We start from the raw sequence: 19,688 nt of genomic DNA, 5'->3' as shown, positions 1-19,688 counted from the left end.
TCAGTTATCAGTTGTTATTTGTCATTTGTTGACAGGATCTGGTTTAATACCCTATCCCCTTGTGGGTGAAGTTTTTGATTAACTGAAGCACCTATCTAAAGACAGATTTATACTTCTTCATATATTCAACATAGGATTTTTTATAGGATGAATCTATCAAAAGTAAGGTACATAAAAACCCATATCATGCCGACTATGACATCGATATGCAAAAGCTGATTTCACTTACTACGTTAGATAAATAGGAAATCTCATTTTAAGGTATTAAAATAATTTGTAATAATTAATACATTTTCACTCTCGGCTTTTCAAAGCTATTAATTTAATATGTGTATTATTTTTATTTATCATCACCAAGTTCAAAAAACCGGATACTTTGGGTGGTCGGCAATGATTTTTTGAAAAAATATTAAATTACATCATGTAACACAATGATGTTTCGTTACCTGTATCTCCTAAAGCGGAGTTTTTGTATAAACTCCTGATGCGTAAGCAAAGAAACGTATATATTTCACCTTTTCCAAATAAGCAAAAATTATGTCATCAGTAAAGATTTTTGCTTAATTTCCTTTGTTATTTACAATACAGCATATACTTAATAAGCCGACATTTCTAGAGCAAGAGATTTTTGTTACGTGAAATACACCTAATTCCACCAGATATGCTGTCAAAGTCATTCACATATTATTAATACTGATGTACTATGGTGAGGACAATCCTCAATCAATTTAAAATACATTTTGTCGCAGTCTACTAAACAAAATCCCCAGCCACAGGGGGATGGAGATTTTTGAAACTATTTAGGAGCTACCATTTGATTGACCAAAACTACTAGTGACAACATCCCTAAAATAGTCATTAATCCCGCAGGCATAAACTTGCGTGTTCTAACCAACCTTAATGCAAAGAAGACTACCAGTGCAGCAGTCACCACAGTTGCTAAAATTAAACCCCAAGTTTGTCCTTGGAGTTGCAAGTAAGCAGCAACAAATAGTAATAAACCACTAACAACACCACTAAGGAGAGAAACTTGACTATTAGCCTGAAAGTAGCCAATAATGCCACCAATAAGCGCTAACATACCATAGGCGATCGCAGCAGTTACACTTAAATTCATTGTTAAACCTTATCTAGATGTTGATGATGTGGTCAACAGTCAACAGTCAACAGTCAATAGTGAAGGTTTTGGACTAATAACTGATGACTACTGACTAAGTTAATTGATGGATAATCCAGTAATGTCGGCAATTACTTCTCTATATCCCCAAGTACAATTTCTCCAACGCCAAGCAGCGTCCCTTTTACTGTACCAATCAGTCCTACAAACTGATGTCGGGATTGCATTTCAAGAACTATTACAAGCCATACGTTATGCTGATGCTGATGCTAGGGGTTCTCTTCAAGCCTATGGTAATTACTTTCACGCTTTAGCTACGAGAAAGCAAAATTGGGAAGATTATTTAGTTTCGCAAATTTTGATAGCCGAAAATCCCTTTAGCAAAGTTACTCAACAGCAAGACTTTAAAGATTTACCCCCGGCTTTAATCTCAGCCGTAAAGCATGATTTACAAGTCTTACAAAGTCTTTATGAATGTAATAGTGCTGTTTTGAGTCAATGGGTGCAAGCCGTAGCACATTTACCTATTTCACCTGTGGTATGGTATTTGGAACAAGATGATATGGGGTCAGAAACAGCATTATCTTTACATCATTTAGAGCATTGGGCAGATGCAGTCGAAGAATTAGCCACCCATTATCAGAAATTTGGGATAGGTTTATTTGCTCAATACCGCGCCTTACGCTGGCAAGATGGGGAATTTGTTGGTATTCCTTACCCTGACCCAGTTAAGCTAGGTACACTCGTGGGCTATGAGTCACAACAAGAAGCCTTATTGAAAAATACAGAATTTTTATTATCGGGTGAGAAAGCGCTGCACGTATTACTTTATGGTAGTCGAGGGGCGGGGAAATCTTCTTTAGTCAAAGCCTTATTAAATGAATATAGTCATCGCCAACTCCGTTTACTGGAAGTGTCAAAAGCAGACTTAAAAGATTTACCCAAGATTGTGGAACAGTTACGCGGAGTGCCACAAAAATTTATCATTTTTGTTGATGATTTATCCTTTGAAGAAGACGATGATGCCTTCAAAGCGCTGAAAGTTGTTTTAGAAGGAAATTTGACAGCCCGTCCCCACAATGTGGTAGTTTATGCTACCTCAAATCGCCGCCACTTGATTCGAGAGTTTTTTGCCGATAGACCTAGTTTGAAAAATAATGAAGAAGTCCATGCTGGGGATACAATGCAGGAAAAACTTTCCTTTAGCGATCGCTTTGGCTTAACCCTCACCTTTGAATCTGCCGATCAAAGCACCTATCTAAAAATTGTACGCCATCTAGCAACCCAAGCAGGAATTAGTATCAGCCCAGAAGAGTTAGAATATCAAGCATTACAGTGGGCAACACGCCATAATGGACGTTCTGGGCGTACTGCACAACAATTCATAGATTTTCTCAAAGCAGACACATCTGTGTTTGCTACAAATAACAGTATCTTAGATACCCAATCATGAAAATAATTGTTGCGTGATTTCAATATTTTGTTACTTTCACAACAATCTTATCCACAAACACTTACAACTAGAGTGACTAACACCAGAATATGAAGAGTGATCATTGGCAACGCTGCTCAGTCAAAAAGCTTAACTAAGCTAAAAATCAGCAATATGCAACAAGTCATAGTAAGTAATCGATTTATTTTAGGCATAGTTGCCTTTAGTGTCAGTTTTGGTTTGAGCCTAGTTCCCAAATGGAATTTTAGTCAAGCTTTTTTCACAGGTTTAATTACAGTAGTAGCTACTTATGCAGCAGCCTTATTTGTAGATAAGCGACGGAGGAATTATGAACTATTACTTTTAAGTTCACTCCGCAAACGCATTCAAGAAACTGAGGGTCTGAAGTCCAGGCTGGCCAGAGAAATTGAACAACTAGAGACCCATCGCAGTTTATTATACACAGAGTCACAGCAGCTAAAAAATCAAATTTTAGATGGACGTAGTCAAAGAGATAGTTTACATCGGGATTTAGGAGTTTTTGCCAGTCAAAGAAAACAGATAGAGTCGGAAATCGCTAACCTAAAATCTATAATTTGTAGCTTAGAAGAAAATCAAATAGAACTGAACAATTCTTTATCTACGCTAGCATCGGAAAAACGTAGATTAGAATCTAACCATCATGTCTTTCGGACAGAAATTACTCAGTTACAAGCCCAAATTAGTGACCTGAATCAAGAAAAGCAAGAACTTGAAAACAGTATTACTTTGCTGGGAAGGATAAAACCTCAATTAGAAGAAAAACTTTATGAACTGCGAATTACTATACAAAATTTAGAATCAGAAAAAAACAAGCAATCTCAAATACTTCTAGATACTAGCAACGAACATGAAAGACTAGCTGCAAACATTGACTATTTACAAAGTCAAAAAACAGAACGCCACAACGAACTACAACAAATCCAAAATGAAATCTTTTTGTTGCAACAAGAACGAGACAGCCTGCAAAATCAAGTTTGGGAACTCTTACAACAAATAGAAACATTTAATCAAGAATCTATTTCTGTTAATACATCAGAACAAGCAGGAACATTTTTTCCCTTTTTAGATGTTCTCGAAAATTTAGATAAATTAGATGCTGAAAATGATACTACATCCCCAGCTTTACCCGAAGAATGGCATACATTATTAAAGCAATTACCTAGTCATGAAATTCAGGTATTAAAAGTTATCATAGAGCAAGACAATCCCCAAGCATCGATCAAAAAAATTGCTGAAGCTAATATCACTATGCCGAACTTGTTGATTGATTCCATCAATGAACGTGCTAATGACACTATTGGTGAATTAATAATTGAAACTGACATAGATGTACCAAAGATTTATGCGGAACATATAATCAATGTCAGAAACATAGTTGCATTATACGAAAACTTCATAGCTAGATACGCATCCTCAAATTAAATATCCCTATCTCATTATAAAATATATATAAACATAATGTGATCATTACAAAATATATGTACGTGTGGCCTAGAAATTATCCAAAAAAAGATGATGTTATTCTGATTATTTAAAGCTTTACACCACAACATACAATAAAAAGCGGCTAGGGACTAGAGAATAATAAATTTACACTTCCACTCAGCGCTATAAAATTGGCATTGATATCCCGTACATCAAAATACATGGCAAAGCTCAAAATCCCGAAAAAAACCTCAACTGCTTTGATTAATTCACTAGGTGCAGGAGTAGTACCCAGATTAGGAGTAGAACATATAGCAGTTGGTCGAGAAAAAGAACTGAAAAGCCTATTACAAAATCTCAATGATATTGCCGAAGGCGTGGCAGCATTTCGTTTTATCATTGGTAACTATGGCGCGGGAAAAAGCTTCATCCTCCAGATGGTTCGTAACCGAGCAATGGAGCAAGGTTTTGTAGTTGCTGATGTTGATTTATCTTCTGAACATCGCCTAGCAGGAAGCAACAATGAAGGTCTAGCGACCTATCGAGAATTGATGAGTAGCCTTTCCACCAAAACCCGTCCTGATGGTGGTGCGTTAGTTTCAATTCTAGAAGGATGGATTAACAAAATTCAGCAAGAGGTCGTTAAAGAAACTGAGCTACGTCCCAATGATGAGGGTTTTGATGATCAAGTGGAAGCCAAAATTCGAGAAGTTGTTCAGTATATAGAAGACTTAGTTCATGGATTTGATTTTGGTAGTATTATTATTGCCTATTGGCGTGGCTACCGCTTAGATGATGATGATTTAAAAAATTCTGCACTGCGCTGGTTACGGGGAGAATTTAATACTAAAACTGAAGCCAGGACAGCTTTGGGCGTAAGGATAATCATTGATGATGATAGCTGGTATGACTATATTAAACTCCTAGCTAAATTCGTGGCAGAGATTGGTTATAAGGGATTACTAATTTTAATGGATGAAGCAGTTAATCTTTACCAAATATCTACTACAGTTACTCGTGAGAAGAACTATAACAGATTACTAGCAATGTTTAATGACACTATGCAGTGTAAAGCAGAACATTTAGGTATTGTTATAGGTGGGACAACAAAGTTTTTAGAAGACCCTAATCGAGGACTTTTTGCAGACCAAGCTTGGCGTAGACGCACAAAAGAGAGCCGCTTTGCTGCACAAGCAGATATACAAGAGTTTATTGGGCCGGTTATCCGCCTGAATCCTTTAAGTGAAGCAGAAATTCTGACACTTTTGCAGCGTTTAACTGAAATTCACGCCCTCCATTTTGGTTATGACAAGATTTTGACCAACAAAGAATTACAAGAATTTGTCAAAGAAATCGTCAGTCGTTTAGGCGCAGAAGCATTATTAACACCAGGAGAGATTGTGAGGGATTTTATTAGTGTGTTGAACATCCTACACCACAATCAAAACATTAAGTTTAGCGAGCTAATTCACGGTTCTAGTTTTAAACCTACTGCTGTGGGTAAAGATATCGGTGTAGACGAGGATAATGCAGCCGAATTTAGTTTGTGATTTTGATGTTTTTTTCAATACTAAGCCAGGACTTACGCAACTGGCATAATAGTAGGGTACGTCAGATGCGAAAAATCCCCTAATGTGTACGAAATTATTGGGGCTGACGCACCCTACAGTTACTAAAAATTTGACAATAAAAATTTAGATGATAAGAAGGGCTTCGGGAATAGTACTTATCCCCAGTCCCTCTTGTTACTTTACTAATCTATATGCGGATGAAAGGACTTGAACCTTCACTCCTCTCGGAACTAGAACCTAAATCTAGCGCGTCTGCCAATTCCGCCACATCCGCTTATGCAACTATACTAGTATAGCACGTTATGTAAGGGAATAGGCAATAGGGAATAGGAATTAGTTAAAAATTCGTAACAATTACCAAAGCCCTATTTGATTACATCACTCCTACACGAGGTAGGCGATGTTTAAATCCACAGAGAATTTCCCAGGAAATAGTATTTAACTCTTCTGCCCAATCATCGGCGGTGATTTTTTCTTTTCCTTGTTTCCCAAGTAAGGTGACAATTTCCCCTTCTTGTAGGTCTGGTAAAGCACTAACATCTATCATCAACTGATCCATCGTGATAGCACCGATTTGTGGTACTCGCTGACCACGAATTAAAACCTGCATTTTGTTGGATAAATTACGCGGTATTCCATCAGCGTAACCAATACCGACAACAGCAAGGCGCATTTCATGGGGGGCAATAAATTGATGTCCGTAACTTACACCAGTACCCGCAGCAATTGTTTTGACGTGGGTAACTCGCGCCTGAACTTGGATGACTGGTTTTAGGCTGATTTTCTTCTGTAAATGAGGGGCTGGATAGAGTCCATACACAGCTAAACCTACCCGTACCATATCGTAGTGTAATCTTGGATCTGCCAAGGTTGCAGCCGAGTTTGCTAAATGCAGGCAGGGAATTTTAATACTCAAAGCTTTGATTTGAGCGATCGCCTCCTCAAATCTTCTATACTGTTCTTCCATAATCCCTGGATCTGGGCTATCTGCTGTTGCTAGGTGGGAGTAAACGCTAGCAATATTCAAATGGGGTAAACGCTCTACTAACTGTACAAATTCCCCTGCTTGTTGCCAGTTAGTCCCAAGTCTAGACATCCCTGTATCTAACTTAATATGTACGGGTACAGGAGAATCATGCTGGATAGTCTCCAAGGTATTGGAAAATATTAAAGCTTGTTTAGGACTACCAATAGTTGGTTGTAGTTGCCATTGAGCGATCGCCTGAATTTGTTCTGGTGTATGGGTAGCCCCTAAAATCAAAATGGGCGCTTGCATACCCGCCTCTCGCAGTTGAATACCCTCCGGAACAGTGGCGACACCCAAACAACTAGCACCTGCTTGTAATGCTGTCTGCGCCACCGTTACAGCACCATGACCATAAGCATCTGCTTTGACTACCGCCATTAACTGAGTACGCGGTGATAAAAACTGCTTCAGTTGCTGGACATTGTGCGACAACGCCTCTAGGTCAATTTCCACCCAAGCGCGTTGTGAAAACCAAGCATAGGTATCACACTGTTGATGAGCAGCCATACTTGAGGCTTGTTGGCGACTTAACATTTTACTCCCCCTTATTACATCACTGCTTTTTAACTGCGTATTTATGTGTATTTCCACTTCTGATAACCACATCAGAGTTAATCAGGAAGTTTAACGCGCATTTCGCAACAGATACAACATACTGGAGTAAAATTTTGAAATTTTCTCGCTCAAGTGTTGATCAGGCGGGGGGGGTTATAGACTCAAACCTAGTGTGTTTTACTCCAGACTCCACCTCTTAATTAAAATTAACAGGTTCTTTTTGCTACTAATAACTAGCACTAAGAAGAGCTAAAATTCTGTTTTCGACTGAGATAATAGGCAATTAAGAGGGGTTTTGAGCCATCATCAATAACCGACAGGATCAATTACTCAATTATTGCGGAAGTATACTTTAATCTCCTCTCCCAAGGAGAGGAAAATCGTGTTAATATATGTAAAACTAATACCTTGAGCGCTGATCAATGGGTAAGGTTTTAGTCCTAAACGCCTCTTACGAACCGCTCAACATAACGAGCTGGCGACGCGCTGTAGTTCTGTTAATCAAAGGCAAAGCAGAACGCGTTGAACATAACGGTAGTTTTCTTTACTCAGACTTTCCGTTACCAACTGTAATCCGGTTGCGTCATTACGTCCGCGTTCCATACAAGGAAATTCCTCTGACCCGTCGCAATATATTGCATCGTGACGGACATACTTGCCAATACTGTGGCTATACCGGGGACGAACTGACATTGGATCATGTAAATCCGCGATCGCGCGGCGGTGGTGATAGCTGGGAAAATATTGTAACGGCTTGCGTGCGTTGCAATGTCAAGAAAGGCAGTCGCACACCCCAAGAGGCACGTATGCCTTTGCGCCATCTTCCTCGTCAACCCTATAGCAGTCTGTATTTTGAGGTCAGCAAGCATCTCAAAAATGGATTGCATCAAGAGTGGCAAAAATATGTTATAGGACTTTGACACTAACACAGTAACCTTTAATACCCAGTTTTTTGTCACCTAAAAGTAGGTGTTATATCTACTTGTCTATTTGATCGCACTTTGTCAGCCTGATTTTAAGCCTTATAAAGTACCAAACTGGGTATAAATTCGATTTGTCCTTTATCCTGTGATGGATATTTTGCCTACGAGTGGTGTAGGGGAGTACTCAATTAACCAGTTAAATAGCCAACAGCCTCCTATATTAACACATAAATCGGGAAAATAGTAAGATAAATCGTAAAAGCAGTTTTTTATAGAATAGTTTTCTTTCAATCTTTACATTTACGCTGACGCAAGCAGTCTCCTGTCTGCTCGTCCCTAGCTGATATTTGCCACGAAATCATCTGTGATTGAGTATTTTTGCTGTCAGTCATCACAGCAGTTGTACTCACAGTCTGAGTCATGAAACTGGAAACATTACTACCACTAACAAGATTCACCCAGGCATGAGAGAAACACATAGGTAATACCATGAGGCTAATGTAAATCTGCCTATTCATCCCAACCTCAGCAAAATTTTTAATCATCTACGGTGGAAGCTCTGCGAAAATAGCCAGAAGAGCTTAGTTTTATGTTCTGTAGATGCCACCTGATGAATCGGAGTTTAGAACTGCATATTGTACGACTGATGCTATCTCCCGTGACTTAATGATGCTGTTCCCACAGACGTGATGAAAAAATTAATTCTTCCTACTTTTGTCGTAGCAGTTACTATCTAAGCTTACGGAGCAAGCGTTTTTCCCAGTGCAGAGTCAAGAGTGGATTGCTTCCCCATATTCTTATAGTCTGACATATTTTTCTGTTCATCCTTGCCCAATCTGGAAATTTTCGCTTTGAGTGGGTTTCTCCTATCGTGGTAGCTGCTTCCCCAGATACAATAGTTAGCAAATGTTGCCTACCACCTGAGCCATGACACCCTCACAAGAAGTAGATACAAGAACCACTCCTGAGATTGATACAGAAGGATACGGCAACTCAGATATTGATTCTCTCGATGAGTTGCCTGGTGAAGTCGAAATGTCTCTATTCGACCACCTAGAAGAATTAAGACAGCGCATCTTTTATTCACTGATTGCCGTAGCAGTGGGTGTAGTTGGCTGCTTCTTCGCCGTCAAGCCAATTGTTCAATTACTAGAAGTCCCAGCTCAAGGCGTTAAATTTCTCCAGCTAGCCCCCGGAGAATATTTCTTTGTTTCTCTCAAAGTTGCAGGCTACACTGGCTTGTTACTTTCTAGTCCTTTCATTCTCTACCAAATTATTTTGTTTGTTCTCCCTGGATTAACTCGGCGCGAACGTGGTCTACTTGGGCCTATTGTTTTAGGGTCAAGTGTGCTGTTTGCCGCCGGTTTAGTCTTTGCTTATTTACTTTTGATTCCCGCCGCTTTGAATTTTTTCATCAGTTACGGCGCGGATGTAGTCGAACAACTGTGGTCTATCGACAAATATTTTGAATTTGTACTATTGCTTTTATTTAGTACTGGGTTGGCTTTCCAAGTTCCCATCATCCAACTTTTACTAGCTAATTTAGGTATCGTTTCATCCCAAAGAATGATTTCTGGCTGGCGATTTGTAATTATGGCAGCCGTAGTTTTAGGTGCTGTACTTACACCTTCCACAGACCCCCTAACTCAAAGTCTTTTGGCAGGCGCAGTACTTACCCTTTACTTTGGTGGTATTGGTTTAGTGAAGCTCACAGGTAAATGAAAAACCTGCGATGTGAGAATTCAGGAGTCAGAATATATCAGATTGTGATATTTCAGTTTAGTACTTTGAAGAAAACAAAAGCCATCAGAATTTCTTGATTTTATATCATTTTGAATTCTGAATTCTGATTTCTGAATTCCTCCTTCGCTTAAATTCATAACTTGAAAAATTACGCACATTAGTTATGAAAATTTAGCAAAGTGACTATTATAAAAAATTATTTTAAGACTCCTTAATAATCACCACCTTCTGCTGCGAATATTTCAGATAATCCATTCAGATGCACGTTCACCCAGATCTAGAGGTATGCTCACAGCTTTACCGAGTCGAGGGCGCTCTTTTGTTTGTGTAATAAATGTTTTCACTTGGACTGCACCACCTAAAGCATGAAGGTAATTGGCGACACTATCAAGATGCTCTTGATATTCGGTTTCACTCATAGGGAAAGAAGCTTGCTCCAAGTATTTCCACATGACTTGTAAAAATATCTTGCCTTGTGTCCGGCGAAACTGGACATCATAAGAGTATCCCCATTTATCCAGCAATAGTTGGCGTAATTCCTGTCCTGTCATAGTTTTTCTCAACTAGATTTTACATTTAGTTATGACGTTAAGTTCCGTAACTCAAGTATGATAAGGATATAAAGAAATGTAATGCTAGCAGAAAGGATGCGAGATATATCTTGAAACAAAGAATAACAGCATCGTTACAAGCGTTAGCATTTCAACCAGACAGGAGTTGCTCAAGCATTTAGCGCTCTTGTCGAATGCTTAACAAAATACACGAAGAGCGCGTAGATTATGGCTCAATTTTCTGAATCCGTAGACGTTCCCGATATGGGGCGACGTCAGTTCATGAACCTGCTAACTTTTGGAACCGTCACTGGTGTGGCTCTGGGTGCATTGTATCCCGTTGTCAATTACTTTATTCCACCTGCAACTGGTGGCGCTGGTGGCGGTACAACAGCAAAAGATGAGCTGGGCAACGATGTTAGCGTCAGCAAATTTCTAGAAAGCCATAATGTAGGCGATCGCACTCTAGTTCAAGGACTCAAGGGCGACCCCACCTATATCGTGGTAGAAAGCAAAGAAGCCATCACAGATTATGGCATCAACGCCGTCTGCACCCACTTGGGTTGCGTCGTCCCCTGGAACGCGGCAGAAAACAAATTTAAATGCCCTTGCCACGGTTCTCAATACGATGCAACGGGTAAGGTTGTTCGCGGCCCAGCACCAAAGTCTCTGGCTTTGAGTCACGCTAAAACCGAAAACGACAAAATCGTTTTAACTCCTTGGACTGAAACCGACTTCCGCACCGGTGAAGAACCCTGGTGGTCTTAATGATTTCGTTCTGTGTCAGTAGTCAGTTGTTAGTTGTGAATTTGCCACTGACCACTGACCACTGACCACTGACTATTGACTCTTGACTAAATTCAATCGTTGCCCCTATAGAGATGAGAAATGCTTGTACAAGAGCGAGGTTAACTCGCACTGCTAGAGCAATGGTAAAAACATTGTTCATAGCGATCGCCAGCGTGACATTTTTCTTCACCAGCGACTTAGCCCTTCCCCAATCAGCTGCTGCATATCCTTTCTGGGCGCAGCAAACTTACCCAGAAACCCCCCGCGAACCGACAGGTAGAATTGTTTGCGCTAACTGTCACCTAGCAGCGAAGCCCACAGAAGTAGAAGTTCCTCAATCCGTACTACCCGATACCGTATTTAAAGCCGTTGTTAAAATCCCTTACGACACCAGCGTGCAACAAGTTGGTGCTGATGGCTCTAAGGTCGGCTTAAACGTCGGTGCTGTACTGATGTTACCCGAAGGCTTCAAGATTGCTCCTGAAGACCGCATTCCCGAAGAACTGAAAGAAGAAATCGGCGATGTTTACTTCCAACCCTACGGCGAAGATAAAGACAACATCGTCATCGTCGGGCCTTTACCCGGTGAACAGTACCAGGAAATCGTCTTCCCTGTTCTTTCTCCCAACCCCGCCAACGACAAGAACATTCACTTCGGTAAATATTCAGTTCATGTTGGTGGCAACCGGGGACGTGGACAAGTTTATCCCACAGGTGAAAAGAGCAACAACAACCTTTATAGCGCTGCTGCTACTGGGACAATTAGCAAGATTGCCAAACAAGAAGGCGAAGATGGTAGCGTTAAATATCTAGTAGACATCAAAACTGAGTCTGGAGAAGTTGTCAGCGACACTATTCCTGCAGGCCCAGAACTGATTGTTTCTGAAGGACAAGCTGTCAAAGCAGGCGACGCTTTGACCAATAACCCCAACGTTGGTGGTTTCGGTCAATTAGACGCAGAAATCGTTCTCCAAGATGCTAATAGAGTTGGCTGGTTGATTGCTTTCGTTGCTCTGGTGATGTTAGCTCAAGTCATGCTAGTTCTGAAGAAGAAGCAGGTGGAAAAAGTCCAAGCTGCGGAAATGAATTTCTAATACTCTCTGATAAATCAATACTTTTCAGACAGGCGATCGCCTGTCTTTTTTATGTCTTAAAGTCTCAATGAAGCAAGTTTCACAGTCAAATATGAAAGAAGTCTTTCTCCCCCTGCTCTTTCAAGCTAGAGGTGGGAAATACCCTACCGGACTAGTCGGCATACACACCTCTAGATATATTGCAAACTTTGTTGCAATAAAGTTATATTTATTTACATAAAGTTACAAAGATATAAAAAAGAGGTTTGTGATGGCTATCTTATTTGCAGTATTACTTTTAGGTTGGGTTGCAGCTTCGGTTATAGGTTCTCTTGCTTACTTCTTGGGAGAACAGAAAAAGCCCATCCATGAGCGTAACTGGCGTTCTGAGTCTTTTGAGAAGTTGGCTAAGTCTATCACTGGGATGGAAATAGACTACAGCGATCGCGCTCCTGCTTATGCGATGGATGCGTATACCAGCAGGACTCTGCCCCAATAGCAGCGAAAATGCTTACACTCATACAAATAAAACCCCCAATCATTGATGTTGGGGGTTTTGCTTTTCATGATAAAAAAGGAAGTCCGAGGCTCAAAACTCAGCACTCCTTACAAAGGACGGTAAACCCGATAATTAATATTGGGGAAAATATTATCCATCAACTCAACTTTTTCTAACCAACCACTGTCAAACTTGCCAACTTTAGCATCTTCGTATAGCTTATTAAAACGCATGAGGTGCGATCGCGTCCGTCTCACAGCATAAGGAACCATTGTTCCCGTCCGCATAATAAATGCCCAGTCAGAAGATTGTGCCAACAGCAGTTCTCTTGCTGCTTGGTTAAGCGCCCTCCATCCCAACTCATCTTCTGGTTCTAGGGTAGATATTTCGATCATGCGTTCAGCCGCTTTGTGCAAATGTGGATAAATCCAAGCATTTGTTTCATTCAACCAATATTCATGGAAACCCTTATAACCCCAGCTTGACTGGGAAGGACGACAGACTTGTTGTGTCGGTTCTGCTCGTAAATAGTCTGCCAAATGAGTCATCGCATAAGTTCCTTGGTCGTACCAAGACTTGCGGAACAGGTAATCGATGAACCAAGGGCCTTCATACCACCAATGACCAAACAATTCTGCATCGTAGGGCGAAACGATAATCGGCGGACGCTGCATAATTCCATACAGATGCTCTGCTTGGCGTTCACGATTATACATAAAATTAGCCGCGTGTTCTGCCGCCTTTTCCCTTGCCCAGTAAGGATCGTATAGTGCTTTATCTGATAAACCTAAACCGCGCCCAGTAATTTTGTGATACTTAATACCTGTATTTTTACGTTGACCGTTGGGCATGATGTAGGGCTTGATGTATTCATACTCAGCCTCCCAACCCAAATCTTTATAAAATTCTCGATATTCTGCCGCACCTGGATAACCAACCTCAGAAGACCATACCTGCTGAGAAGATTCATGATCTCGACCAAAAGCAGCAACACCAGTTTCCGTAAAAATTGGCGCATAAGTGCCGAACCGAGGACGAGGACGAGCATACAAAATACCATGCCCATCAGTAAGGAAGTAACGTAAACCAGCATCAGCCAGCATCCGTTCCAAACCTTCATAGTAGGCGCATTCCGGTAACCAAATACCTTTGGGTGGACGACCAAAAGTTTCCTCGTAGTGTTCGCAAGCCACCTGAATTTGCGCCCACACCGCTTGGGGATACATCTTCATCAGTGGCAAATAGCCGTGGGTAGCACCACAAGTGATAATCTCTAGGTTGTTAGTATCTTGGAACTGCTTAAAAGCTGTTACCAAATCACCGTTGTAGCGCTCCCACATCTGACGCGCTTCGTTAAACTCAGTGGCGTAGTGTTCAGCTAAGTAACGCAGGTGTCCATTTTGGGCATTACGTTCGGCTTCCAGTTCTATCAATTCTTCGAGTTGGGCTAAGTGTGCGTCATAGCGTTCTTGCAATAGAGGATCGCGGAGCATCGACACAAGAGGCGGTGTCATACTCATAGTAATTTTAAAGTCGATGCCGTCTCGCTTTAAGCCCTCAAATACTTTCAATAAGGGAATGTATGTTTCGGTGATGGCTTCATAGAGCCATTCTTCCTCTAGCACGTAGTCACTTTCTGGGTGACGAACGAAGGGTAGATGTGCGTGAAGTACGAGCGCGACGTAGCCGATAGCCATAGTGTTCTGGGGTGATACTTGTAAAGTGAAGGTCGAGGGATAAGGGGGAAATTAACAATATTTTAAGACCTTCTGGGGATCGTATCCGATTGACTTGAAAAAGTACTGACTAATGAGTCCCCATTACCCATTACCTACTCTTCCTCTTGATACAAATCTTGCAAACCTTGTACTTGAGTGCGTCGGGAGGTGCGGCGATATTTTTTACTTTCTAGTTTGGGTTCATATTGGCTTTGACCTTTGCCTTTGGTTTTGAGCTTTAATGTAGATTCGGGATCGGCTTGTTGGTAAAGTTGAGTTTGCCGGGCGATCGCATCTGCTAAAAATTCTAGATAATGTTCGTATCGTTCCCAATCACCACGCACAGCACAATCTGGCTCGTCTCGATGTAAGCAGTCGTTAAACCGACAACTAGCAACAGCTAAACGTTCTCTGGCTTCTGGGAAATAATGTACTAATTCTTCTGGGCTACAATCCACATCAGGCTGATTAAATCCCGGCGTATCTGCCAGTAAACCACCGTTGGGTAACTCAAATAACTCCACATGGCGGGTGGTATGACGACCACGAGCCAGTTTACCGGAAACCTCCCCCACGCGCAGGTTAATGTCGGGAATCAGAGCATTAATCAAGCTAGATTTACCCACACCGGAAGGGCCAGCAACTACAGTAATTTTATTGCTGAGATATTTGGCGATTTGGTCAATATTTATTTGCTTTTCGACGCTAATAAATAAGGGTTGATAACCCCAAGCTAATAGGCGATCGCTAATTTGTTGCTGTATTTCTGGTGAAACTAGATCGCTTTTATTTAAGCATAAAACCACATCTAAACCAGTGGTTTCCGCCTTCACGAGAAATCGGCTGAGTTGATAAGGTTCTAGGGGAGGATCAGCCACAGCAAAAACCAGTAGGATTTGGTCAGCATTGGCGATTGGCGGTCTATCTAACTGAGTTTGCCGCGATAAAACCTCAGCGATCGCCCCCCGTCCTCCTGCCCAATCTGGCTCCTCTACAACCACGCGATCGCCCACCATCACCTGTTGCCCGATTTTTTTCAATCGGGTTCTGCGAGTACAAAGAAGAAGAGACAGAGGATAGAGGGGCAAAGGAGAATCTAAATGTACCTCTTCCCCTGCTCCTCTGCTCCCCGGCTCCCTCACATCTTGGTCTAACTGTACTTTGTAAAAATTGGCTTGCACGGCTACAACCGTACCCAATAACTGTCCAGTGGTGAAAACTCTCATTGGGCAGTTACAGGACGGCGGATTAGTAAAGAAAAATAGCCAGTACAATCTGTAATTTGTTCTACCTGATAACCTGCCATTGTCAAGCTATCAGGGACTTGCTCAATTGGTTCCCCTGGGTCTAACCAGACTTCCAATAATGCTCCTGGGGGCATTTTCTCCAAACGGAGTTTTGTCCGCACGAAGTTAAGCGGGCAAGGAGTGCCACGCAGGTCAAGTTGAGCATCAGGAGTTGAAACAGAAGAGAGCGTCATTACTTAAACAAATTTCCCAAAAATCCTTCCAGACCACCTTTACCGGTACGGTCTCCCTTAATTTTAGCCAGCTTCTCTAGCAATTCTCTCTCCTCAGGAATTACTTTAGTGGGGATATCAATTAACACCGTTAACAGATGATCGCCCCGACTAACAGGATTCCCCAAGCGAGGTACACCACGATTTTCTAGTTTCATCACCGTATTCGGTTGAGTACCCGCCGGAATAATCAACTCCACAGGCCCATCTACTGTGTTTACTTCCAGCCGACAGCCTAAAATTGCTTGCAAGTAGCTAACTTTAATTTCCGAGATCACATTAATGCCATCCCGTTGAAATTCTTCGTCTTCATTGACGAACAGATATACATACAAATCCCCTGGAGGGCCACCACGTTGACCCGCATCACCTTCCTGTTGTATGCGTAAGCGCGTACCATTGTCCACGCCTGCGGGAATGGTAATTTTTAGTTTTTTGGTAACTTGATTTGTCCCCTTACCATCACAAGCATCACATTTGTCTTCAATTACCATACCTGTACCATTACAGGTAGGACAAGTAGAGACTTGAGTAAAGCTACCAAAGGGGGTTCTGGTGACGCGGCGGACTTGACCGGAACCGCTACAAGTCGAACAAGTGCGGGGACGGGTTCCTGGTTTTGCGCCTGAACCACTACAGGTTTCACAGGTTTCTAAATGGGAAATGCGAATTTCCTTTTCCCCACCAAATACCGCTTCTCGAAAGTCTAACTTTAGGTCTAGCCGTAAATCATCACCCCGCGCTGGCCCACCGCGTCTTCTTTGCTGCGTTGGACCACCCATACCGCCACCAGCAAAACCACTGAAAATACTTTCAAAGATATCGGCGAAACCACCCATATCGCTCATATCTTGGAAGCCGACACCAGCACCTGAAACACCTTCCGGGCCAAAGCGATCGTAACGTGCGCGGGTTTCCGGCTCAGAAAGTACTTCATAAGCACGGTTAATTTCCTTAAAACGCTCTTCGGCTCCCGGTTCTTTATTCACATCAGGGTGATATTTCCGGGCTAGACGGCGGTAGGCTTGTTTGATTTCTTCTTTGTCAGCGTCACGAGCAACGCCTAGAATCTCATAATAGTCGCGGGCCATATAGCAAAGGTAAAGGTTAGGAGGAAGAAAGCAATAGGCAGTAGACACCACAAGGTCAACTTGCCGGGGGCTAGATAGAAGGCAAAGTTAAATTATGTTAATAACTGATTTTACCTTTTACCTTTAACAAAAATCATTAACAAGTCAAGTAATGAGTACTTTCCTCGTAAAACGGAAAAAGCAACCGAAGCTAGGAGCAGGGTAACCATAAGTTTGGGCTGGCACTGCTAAGTCGGCTGTCCCTTTTACAATTGTGCTACGTACTACGAGGAAACCCCCTAGTGAACTAGAGGGGCTAGCCGCACGATTAGGTGTGGAAAACCCTCCATGTTGGAGATTAGGGACTGATAATTGATTTACTATAGGATTAATACTTGATGTTTGAAGTGTATGTAGGCGTTGCCCACCACACGCTTGATACGGTGGGCTGCACCTAGATTTTTTCAATCATCAAATCAGATTCCTACATTTAATGCTCAATACCTAATACTTAATCGCCGAAACCAATCTCTAATCTATCGCTTCATAATCAGCTTGTGCTGTACTTTCATCATCAAAATCAAAGTTAAATTGTGGTATTAAGGTTCCACTGATGGGGTGTTCTATATCTAAAGGTGATGAACTATCAGATATTACCTCTACTTCATCATCGGTTTGAGTGTTAGCTCGTTGGTAAACATTAGCACCGATAGAAAAGAGGGTTTGTTGGAAATCATCTAAACATTGTTGAAACTCTTTCAGGGAAATGGCAGGATTAGTCATTACACTCTGAATTTGTGCAACTTTTTCGTTGGCTAGAACTTTTATTTGTTCTCCAATTAATTCACCATTGTCTTTTAAGGTAGATTCATAAATAATCAACAAATTATCTGCTTGATTTTTTAGTTCGACCAGTTCTTTGCGTCTTCTATCTTCTTCGGCAAAAACTTCTGCTTCTTGCCGCATTCTTTCCACTTCATTGGTACTTAATCCACCAGTATTAGTAATTCTAATACTTTGTTCTCTGCCTGTGCCTTTATCTTGAGCAGCAACTTTGAGAATGCCGTTGACATCAATTTCAAAGGAAACTTCGATTTGTGGGACTCCACGGGGTGCTGGGGGAATGCCTGCCAAAAGAAATTTGCCTAAGCTCTTGTTATCCCGTGCCATTGTCCGTTCACCTTGGAGGATGTGGATTTCTACCGAGGTTTGACCATCCACAGCAGTGGAAAATATTTGAGATTTGCTAGTAGGAATTGTGGTGTTACGTTCAATGATTTTGGTGAATACTTCTCCTAAAGTTTCAATCCCTAGAGATAAAGGTGTGACATCTAGTAGTAGGAGATTATCAACTTCGCCACCTAGTACCCCAGCTTGAATTGCTGCACCCAGTGCTACGGCTTCATCCGGATTAACAGAACGGTCTGGGGCTTTACCATTAAAAAACTTGATTAAGGCATTCTGCACCGCCGGAATACGGGTAGAACCACCCACCAAAATAATCTTATCTATATCTTGTGGTTTCAGGTCTGCATCTTTGAGGGCTTGAATCATTGGCTGGATGGTAGCTTCAATTAACTGCCCTACCAACTCTTCAAACTTAGAACGGCTAAGTTCCATTTCTAGATGCTTGGGTCCAGTTTCATCAGCCGTAATAAAAGGCAAGTTAATGGAGGTACTTGCCATGCTGGAGAGTTCAATTTTGGCTTTCTCGGCTGCTTCTCGTAAGCGTTGCAGCGCCATCTTATCTTGGGCTAGGTCGATTTTTTCCTGTTGTTGGAAGCGTTCAATCATCCAACACACGACACAGCCGTCAAAGTCATCACCGCCTAATTGATTATTACCACCGGTGGCTTTGACTTCAAATACACCGTCCCCTAATTGGAGGATTGATACGTCAAAAGTTCCGCCGCCCAAGTCAAAAACTAAAATTAGCTGCTCTTGATCTTGCTTTTCTAGTCCAAAAGCTAAAGCCGCAGCCGTTGGTTCATTGATAATTCGTAAGACTTCCAGCCCGGCAATAGTACCAGCATCTTTAGTGGCTTGTCTTTGAGCATCAGTAAAATAGGCAGGTACGGTAATTACTGCTTGTGTAACTGCTTCACCCAAAAAATTTTCTGCATCTTGCTTAAGTTTTTGCAGAACCATAGCAGATATTTCTTGAGGCGTGTAATTGCGTCCACGAATCTGCACATCAACAGTATCGTCTCGACCTTTGACACAACCATAAGGTACACGATCGCGTTCTATTTCTGTATCTTCCCAACGACGACCGATAAACCGTTTAATACTAAAAATCGTATTTTCGGCATTAGTTACAGCTTGGCGTTTTGCTAGTTGACCGACCAAGCGATCGCCACTTTTGCCAAACCCCACAATACTTGGTGTAGTTCTTCCGCCTTCAGAATTAGCGATCACTATCGGTTGACCACCTTCCAAAACCGCAACACAACTATTTGTCGTGCCTAAGTCGATCCCAATAACTTTTCCCATACGTAAATATTTTTACTTAGTGCTTTTGCGCGGACTATCTTTTTTTGGGTACGAACTTAGGCTGACTTGAGTGTTAGGAGGCTAAGTCAATTCAAAATTAAGAATTGAAGAAGACCGGAGGTAGTAGCTGAAGGCAAACCG

The 19,688-nt window shown here is 41.7% G+C and carries 18 protein-coding genes and 1 tRNA gene; 8 read left to right on the top strand and 11 right to left on the bottom strand.

What is annotated here, in order from left to right; genetic code table 11:
* Positions 1 to 796: 796 nt before the first annotated feature.
* Positions 797 to 1,117 (bottom strand): TMEM14 family protein, encoded by a 321-nt coding sequence (locus GSQ19_RS07160; RefSeq protein ID WP_011317278.1) that lies wholly within the window; start codon positions 1,115 to 1,117, stop codon positions 797 to 799.
* Between the two features lie 106 nt (positions 1,118 to 1,223).
* On the opposite strand from GSQ19_RS07160, the gene GSQ19_RS07155 reads away from it, so the two are divergent.
* The 3 genes from GSQ19_RS07155 to GSQ19_RS07145 all read left to right on the top strand — a co-directional run bounded on the left by GSQ19_RS07155 (position 1,224) and on the right by GSQ19_RS07145 (position 5,566).
* Complete coding sequence (locus tag GSQ19_RS07155; RefSeq protein ID WP_011317277.1) at positions 1,224 to 2,570, top strand: ATP-binding protein; 1,347 nt, start codon at positions 1,224 to 1,226, stop codon at positions 2,568 to 2,570.
* 153 nt (positions 2,571 to 2,723) lie between these two features.
* Complete coding sequence (locus tag GSQ19_RS07150; protein WP_011317276.1) at positions 2,724 to 4,013, top strand: tellurite resistance TerB C-terminal domain-containing protein; 1,290 nt, start codon at positions 2,724 to 2,726, stop codon at positions 4,011 to 4,013.
* Positions 4,014 to 4,237: 224 nt separating this feature from the next.
* Positions 4,238 to 5,566 carry an ATP-binding protein gene (locus GSQ19_RS07145; protein WP_011317275.1) on the top strand — a complete coding sequence of 443 codons (1,329 nt, stop codon included), beginning with the start codon at positions 4,238 to 4,240 and terminating at the stop codon, positions 5,564 to 5,566.
* A gap of 213 nt (positions 5,567 to 5,779) precedes the next feature.
* On the opposite strand, the gene GSQ19_RS07140 is transcribed toward GSQ19_RS07145, so the two are convergent.
* Together GSQ19_RS07140 and alr are read right to left on the bottom strand one after the other, a co-directional pair.
* A tRNA-Leu gene (locus GSQ19_RS07140) sits at positions 5,780 to 5,861 on the bottom strand.
* 99 nt (positions 5,862 to 5,960) lie between these two features.
* Entirely contained in the window at positions 5,961 to 7,148 is a 1,188-nt protein-coding gene (gene alr / locus GSQ19_RS07135; protein ID WP_011317274.1) for an alanine racemase, read from the bottom strand.
* Positions 7,149 to 7,591: 443 nt separating this feature from the next.
* On the opposite strand from alr, the gene GSQ19_RS07130 reads away from it, so the two are divergent.
* The gene (locus GSQ19_RS07130) at positions 7,592 to 8,089 is read left to right on the top strand and encodes an HNH endonuclease (protein ID WP_011317273.1); all 498 of its coding nucleotides are present in this window, start codon (positions 7,592 to 7,594) and stop codon (positions 8,087 to 8,089) included.
* 290 nt (positions 8,090 to 8,379) lie between these two features.
* Here GSQ19_RS07130 and GSQ19_RS07125 read toward each other — a convergent pair whose 3' ends face one another.
* Positions 8,380 to 8,610 (bottom strand): hypothetical protein, encoded by a 231-nt coding sequence (locus GSQ19_RS07125; RefSeq protein WP_104010005.1) that lies wholly within the window; start codon positions 8,608 to 8,610, stop codon positions 8,380 to 8,382.
* A gap of 409 nt (positions 8,611 to 9,019) precedes the next feature.
* On the opposite strand from GSQ19_RS07125, the gene tatC reads away from it, so the two are divergent.
* A complete protein-coding gene (gene tatC, locus GSQ19_RS07120; RefSeq protein WP_011317271.1) occupies positions 9,020 to 9,814 on the top strand; it encodes a twin-arginine translocase subunit TatC in 795 nt (264 codons plus the stop codon).
* Between the two features lie 263 nt (positions 9,815 to 10,077).
* Here the strand turns inward: tatC and GSQ19_RS07115 are convergent, their stop codons facing one another.
* Positions 10,078 to 10,386, bottom strand: a complete 309-nt coding sequence (locus GSQ19_RS07115) for a DUF3067 family protein (RefSeq protein ID WP_011317270.1) — start codon at positions 10,384 to 10,386, stop codon at positions 10,078 to 10,080.
* A 228-nt stretch (positions 10,387 to 10,614) separates the two neighbouring features.
* On the opposite strand from GSQ19_RS07115, the gene petC reads away from it, so the two are divergent.
* Positions 10,615 to 11,154: a cytochrome b6-f complex iron-sulfur subunit gene (gene petC / locus GSQ19_RS07110; RefSeq protein WP_011317269.1), complete on the top strand. Its 540-nt coding sequence runs from the start codon at positions 10,615 to 10,617 to the stop codon at positions 11,152 to 11,154.
* A 22-nt stretch (positions 11,155 to 11,176) separates the two neighbouring features.
* On the opposite strand, the gene GSQ19_RS29685 is transcribed toward petC, so the two are convergent.
* Complete coding sequence (locus GSQ19_RS29685) at positions 11,177 to 11,335, bottom strand: hypothetical protein (protein WP_162470530.1); 159 nt, start codon at positions 11,333 to 11,335, stop codon at positions 11,177 to 11,179.
* On the opposite strand from GSQ19_RS29685, the gene petA reads away from it, so the two are divergent.
* Together petA and GSQ19_RS07100 are read left to right on the top strand one after the other, a co-directional pair.
* Positions 11,268 to 12,269, top strand: a complete 1,002-nt coding sequence (gene petA, locus GSQ19_RS07105; RefSeq protein WP_041455941.1) for a cytochrome f — start codon at positions 11,268 to 11,270, stop codon at positions 12,267 to 12,269. The two genes, GSQ19_RS29685 and petA, sit on opposite strands and share 68 nt — an antisense overlap.
* 250 nt (positions 12,270 to 12,519) lie before the next feature.
* Positions 12,520 to 12,747: a photosystem II protein, Psb35-related gene (locus GSQ19_RS07100; protein WP_011317267.1), complete on the top strand. Its 228-nt coding sequence runs from the start codon at positions 12,520 to 12,522 to the stop codon at positions 12,745 to 12,747.
* Positions 12,748 to 12,854: 107 nt separating this feature from the next.
* On the opposite strand, the gene GSQ19_RS07095 is transcribed toward GSQ19_RS07100, so the two are convergent.
* The 5 genes from GSQ19_RS07095 to dnaK form a co-directional block, all read right to left on the bottom strand.
* Positions 12,855 to 14,444, bottom strand: a complete 1,590-nt coding sequence (locus tag GSQ19_RS07095; protein WP_011317266.1) for a glycoside hydrolase family 57 protein — start codon at positions 14,442 to 14,444, stop codon at positions 12,855 to 12,857.
* 134 nt (positions 14,445 to 14,578) lie between these two features.
* On the bottom strand, positions 14,579 to 15,691 hold the full coding sequence (gene rsgA, locus GSQ19_RS07090) for a small ribosomal subunit biogenesis GTPase RsgA (protein ID WP_011317265.1): 1,113 nt from the start codon (positions 15,689 to 15,691) through the stop codon (positions 14,579 to 14,581).
* Positions 15,688 to 15,945, bottom strand: coding sequence for a sulfurtransferase TusA family protein (locus tag GSQ19_RS07085; RefSeq protein ID WP_011317264.1), 258 nt, complete (start codon positions 15,943 to 15,945; stop codon positions 15,688 to 15,690). The genes rsgA and GSQ19_RS07085 overlap by 4 nt, the downstream gene beginning before the upstream one ends.
* Positions 15,945 to 17,075: a molecular chaperone DnaJ gene (dnaJ, locus tag GSQ19_RS07080; protein WP_011317263.1), complete on the bottom strand. Its 1,131-nt coding sequence runs from the start codon at positions 17,073 to 17,075 to the stop codon at positions 15,945 to 15,947. The genes GSQ19_RS07085 and dnaJ overlap by 1 nt, the downstream gene beginning before the upstream one ends.
* A 510-nt stretch (positions 17,076 to 17,585) precedes the next feature.
* Entirely contained in the window at positions 17,586 to 19,547 is a 1,962-nt protein-coding gene (gene dnaK, locus GSQ19_RS07075; protein ID WP_011317262.1) for a molecular chaperone DnaK, read from the bottom strand.
* Positions 19,548 to 19,688: the final 141 nt, after the last annotated feature.

The organism is Trichormus variabilis 0441 (assembly GCF_009856605.1).
Lineage (GTDB): Bacteria > Cyanobacteriota > Cyanobacteriia > Cyanobacteriales > Nostocaceae > Trichormus > Trichormus variabilis.
The sequence above is the reverse complement of the archived record's forward strand: the minus strand, read 5'-3'. Positions and strand labels throughout refer to the sequence as shown.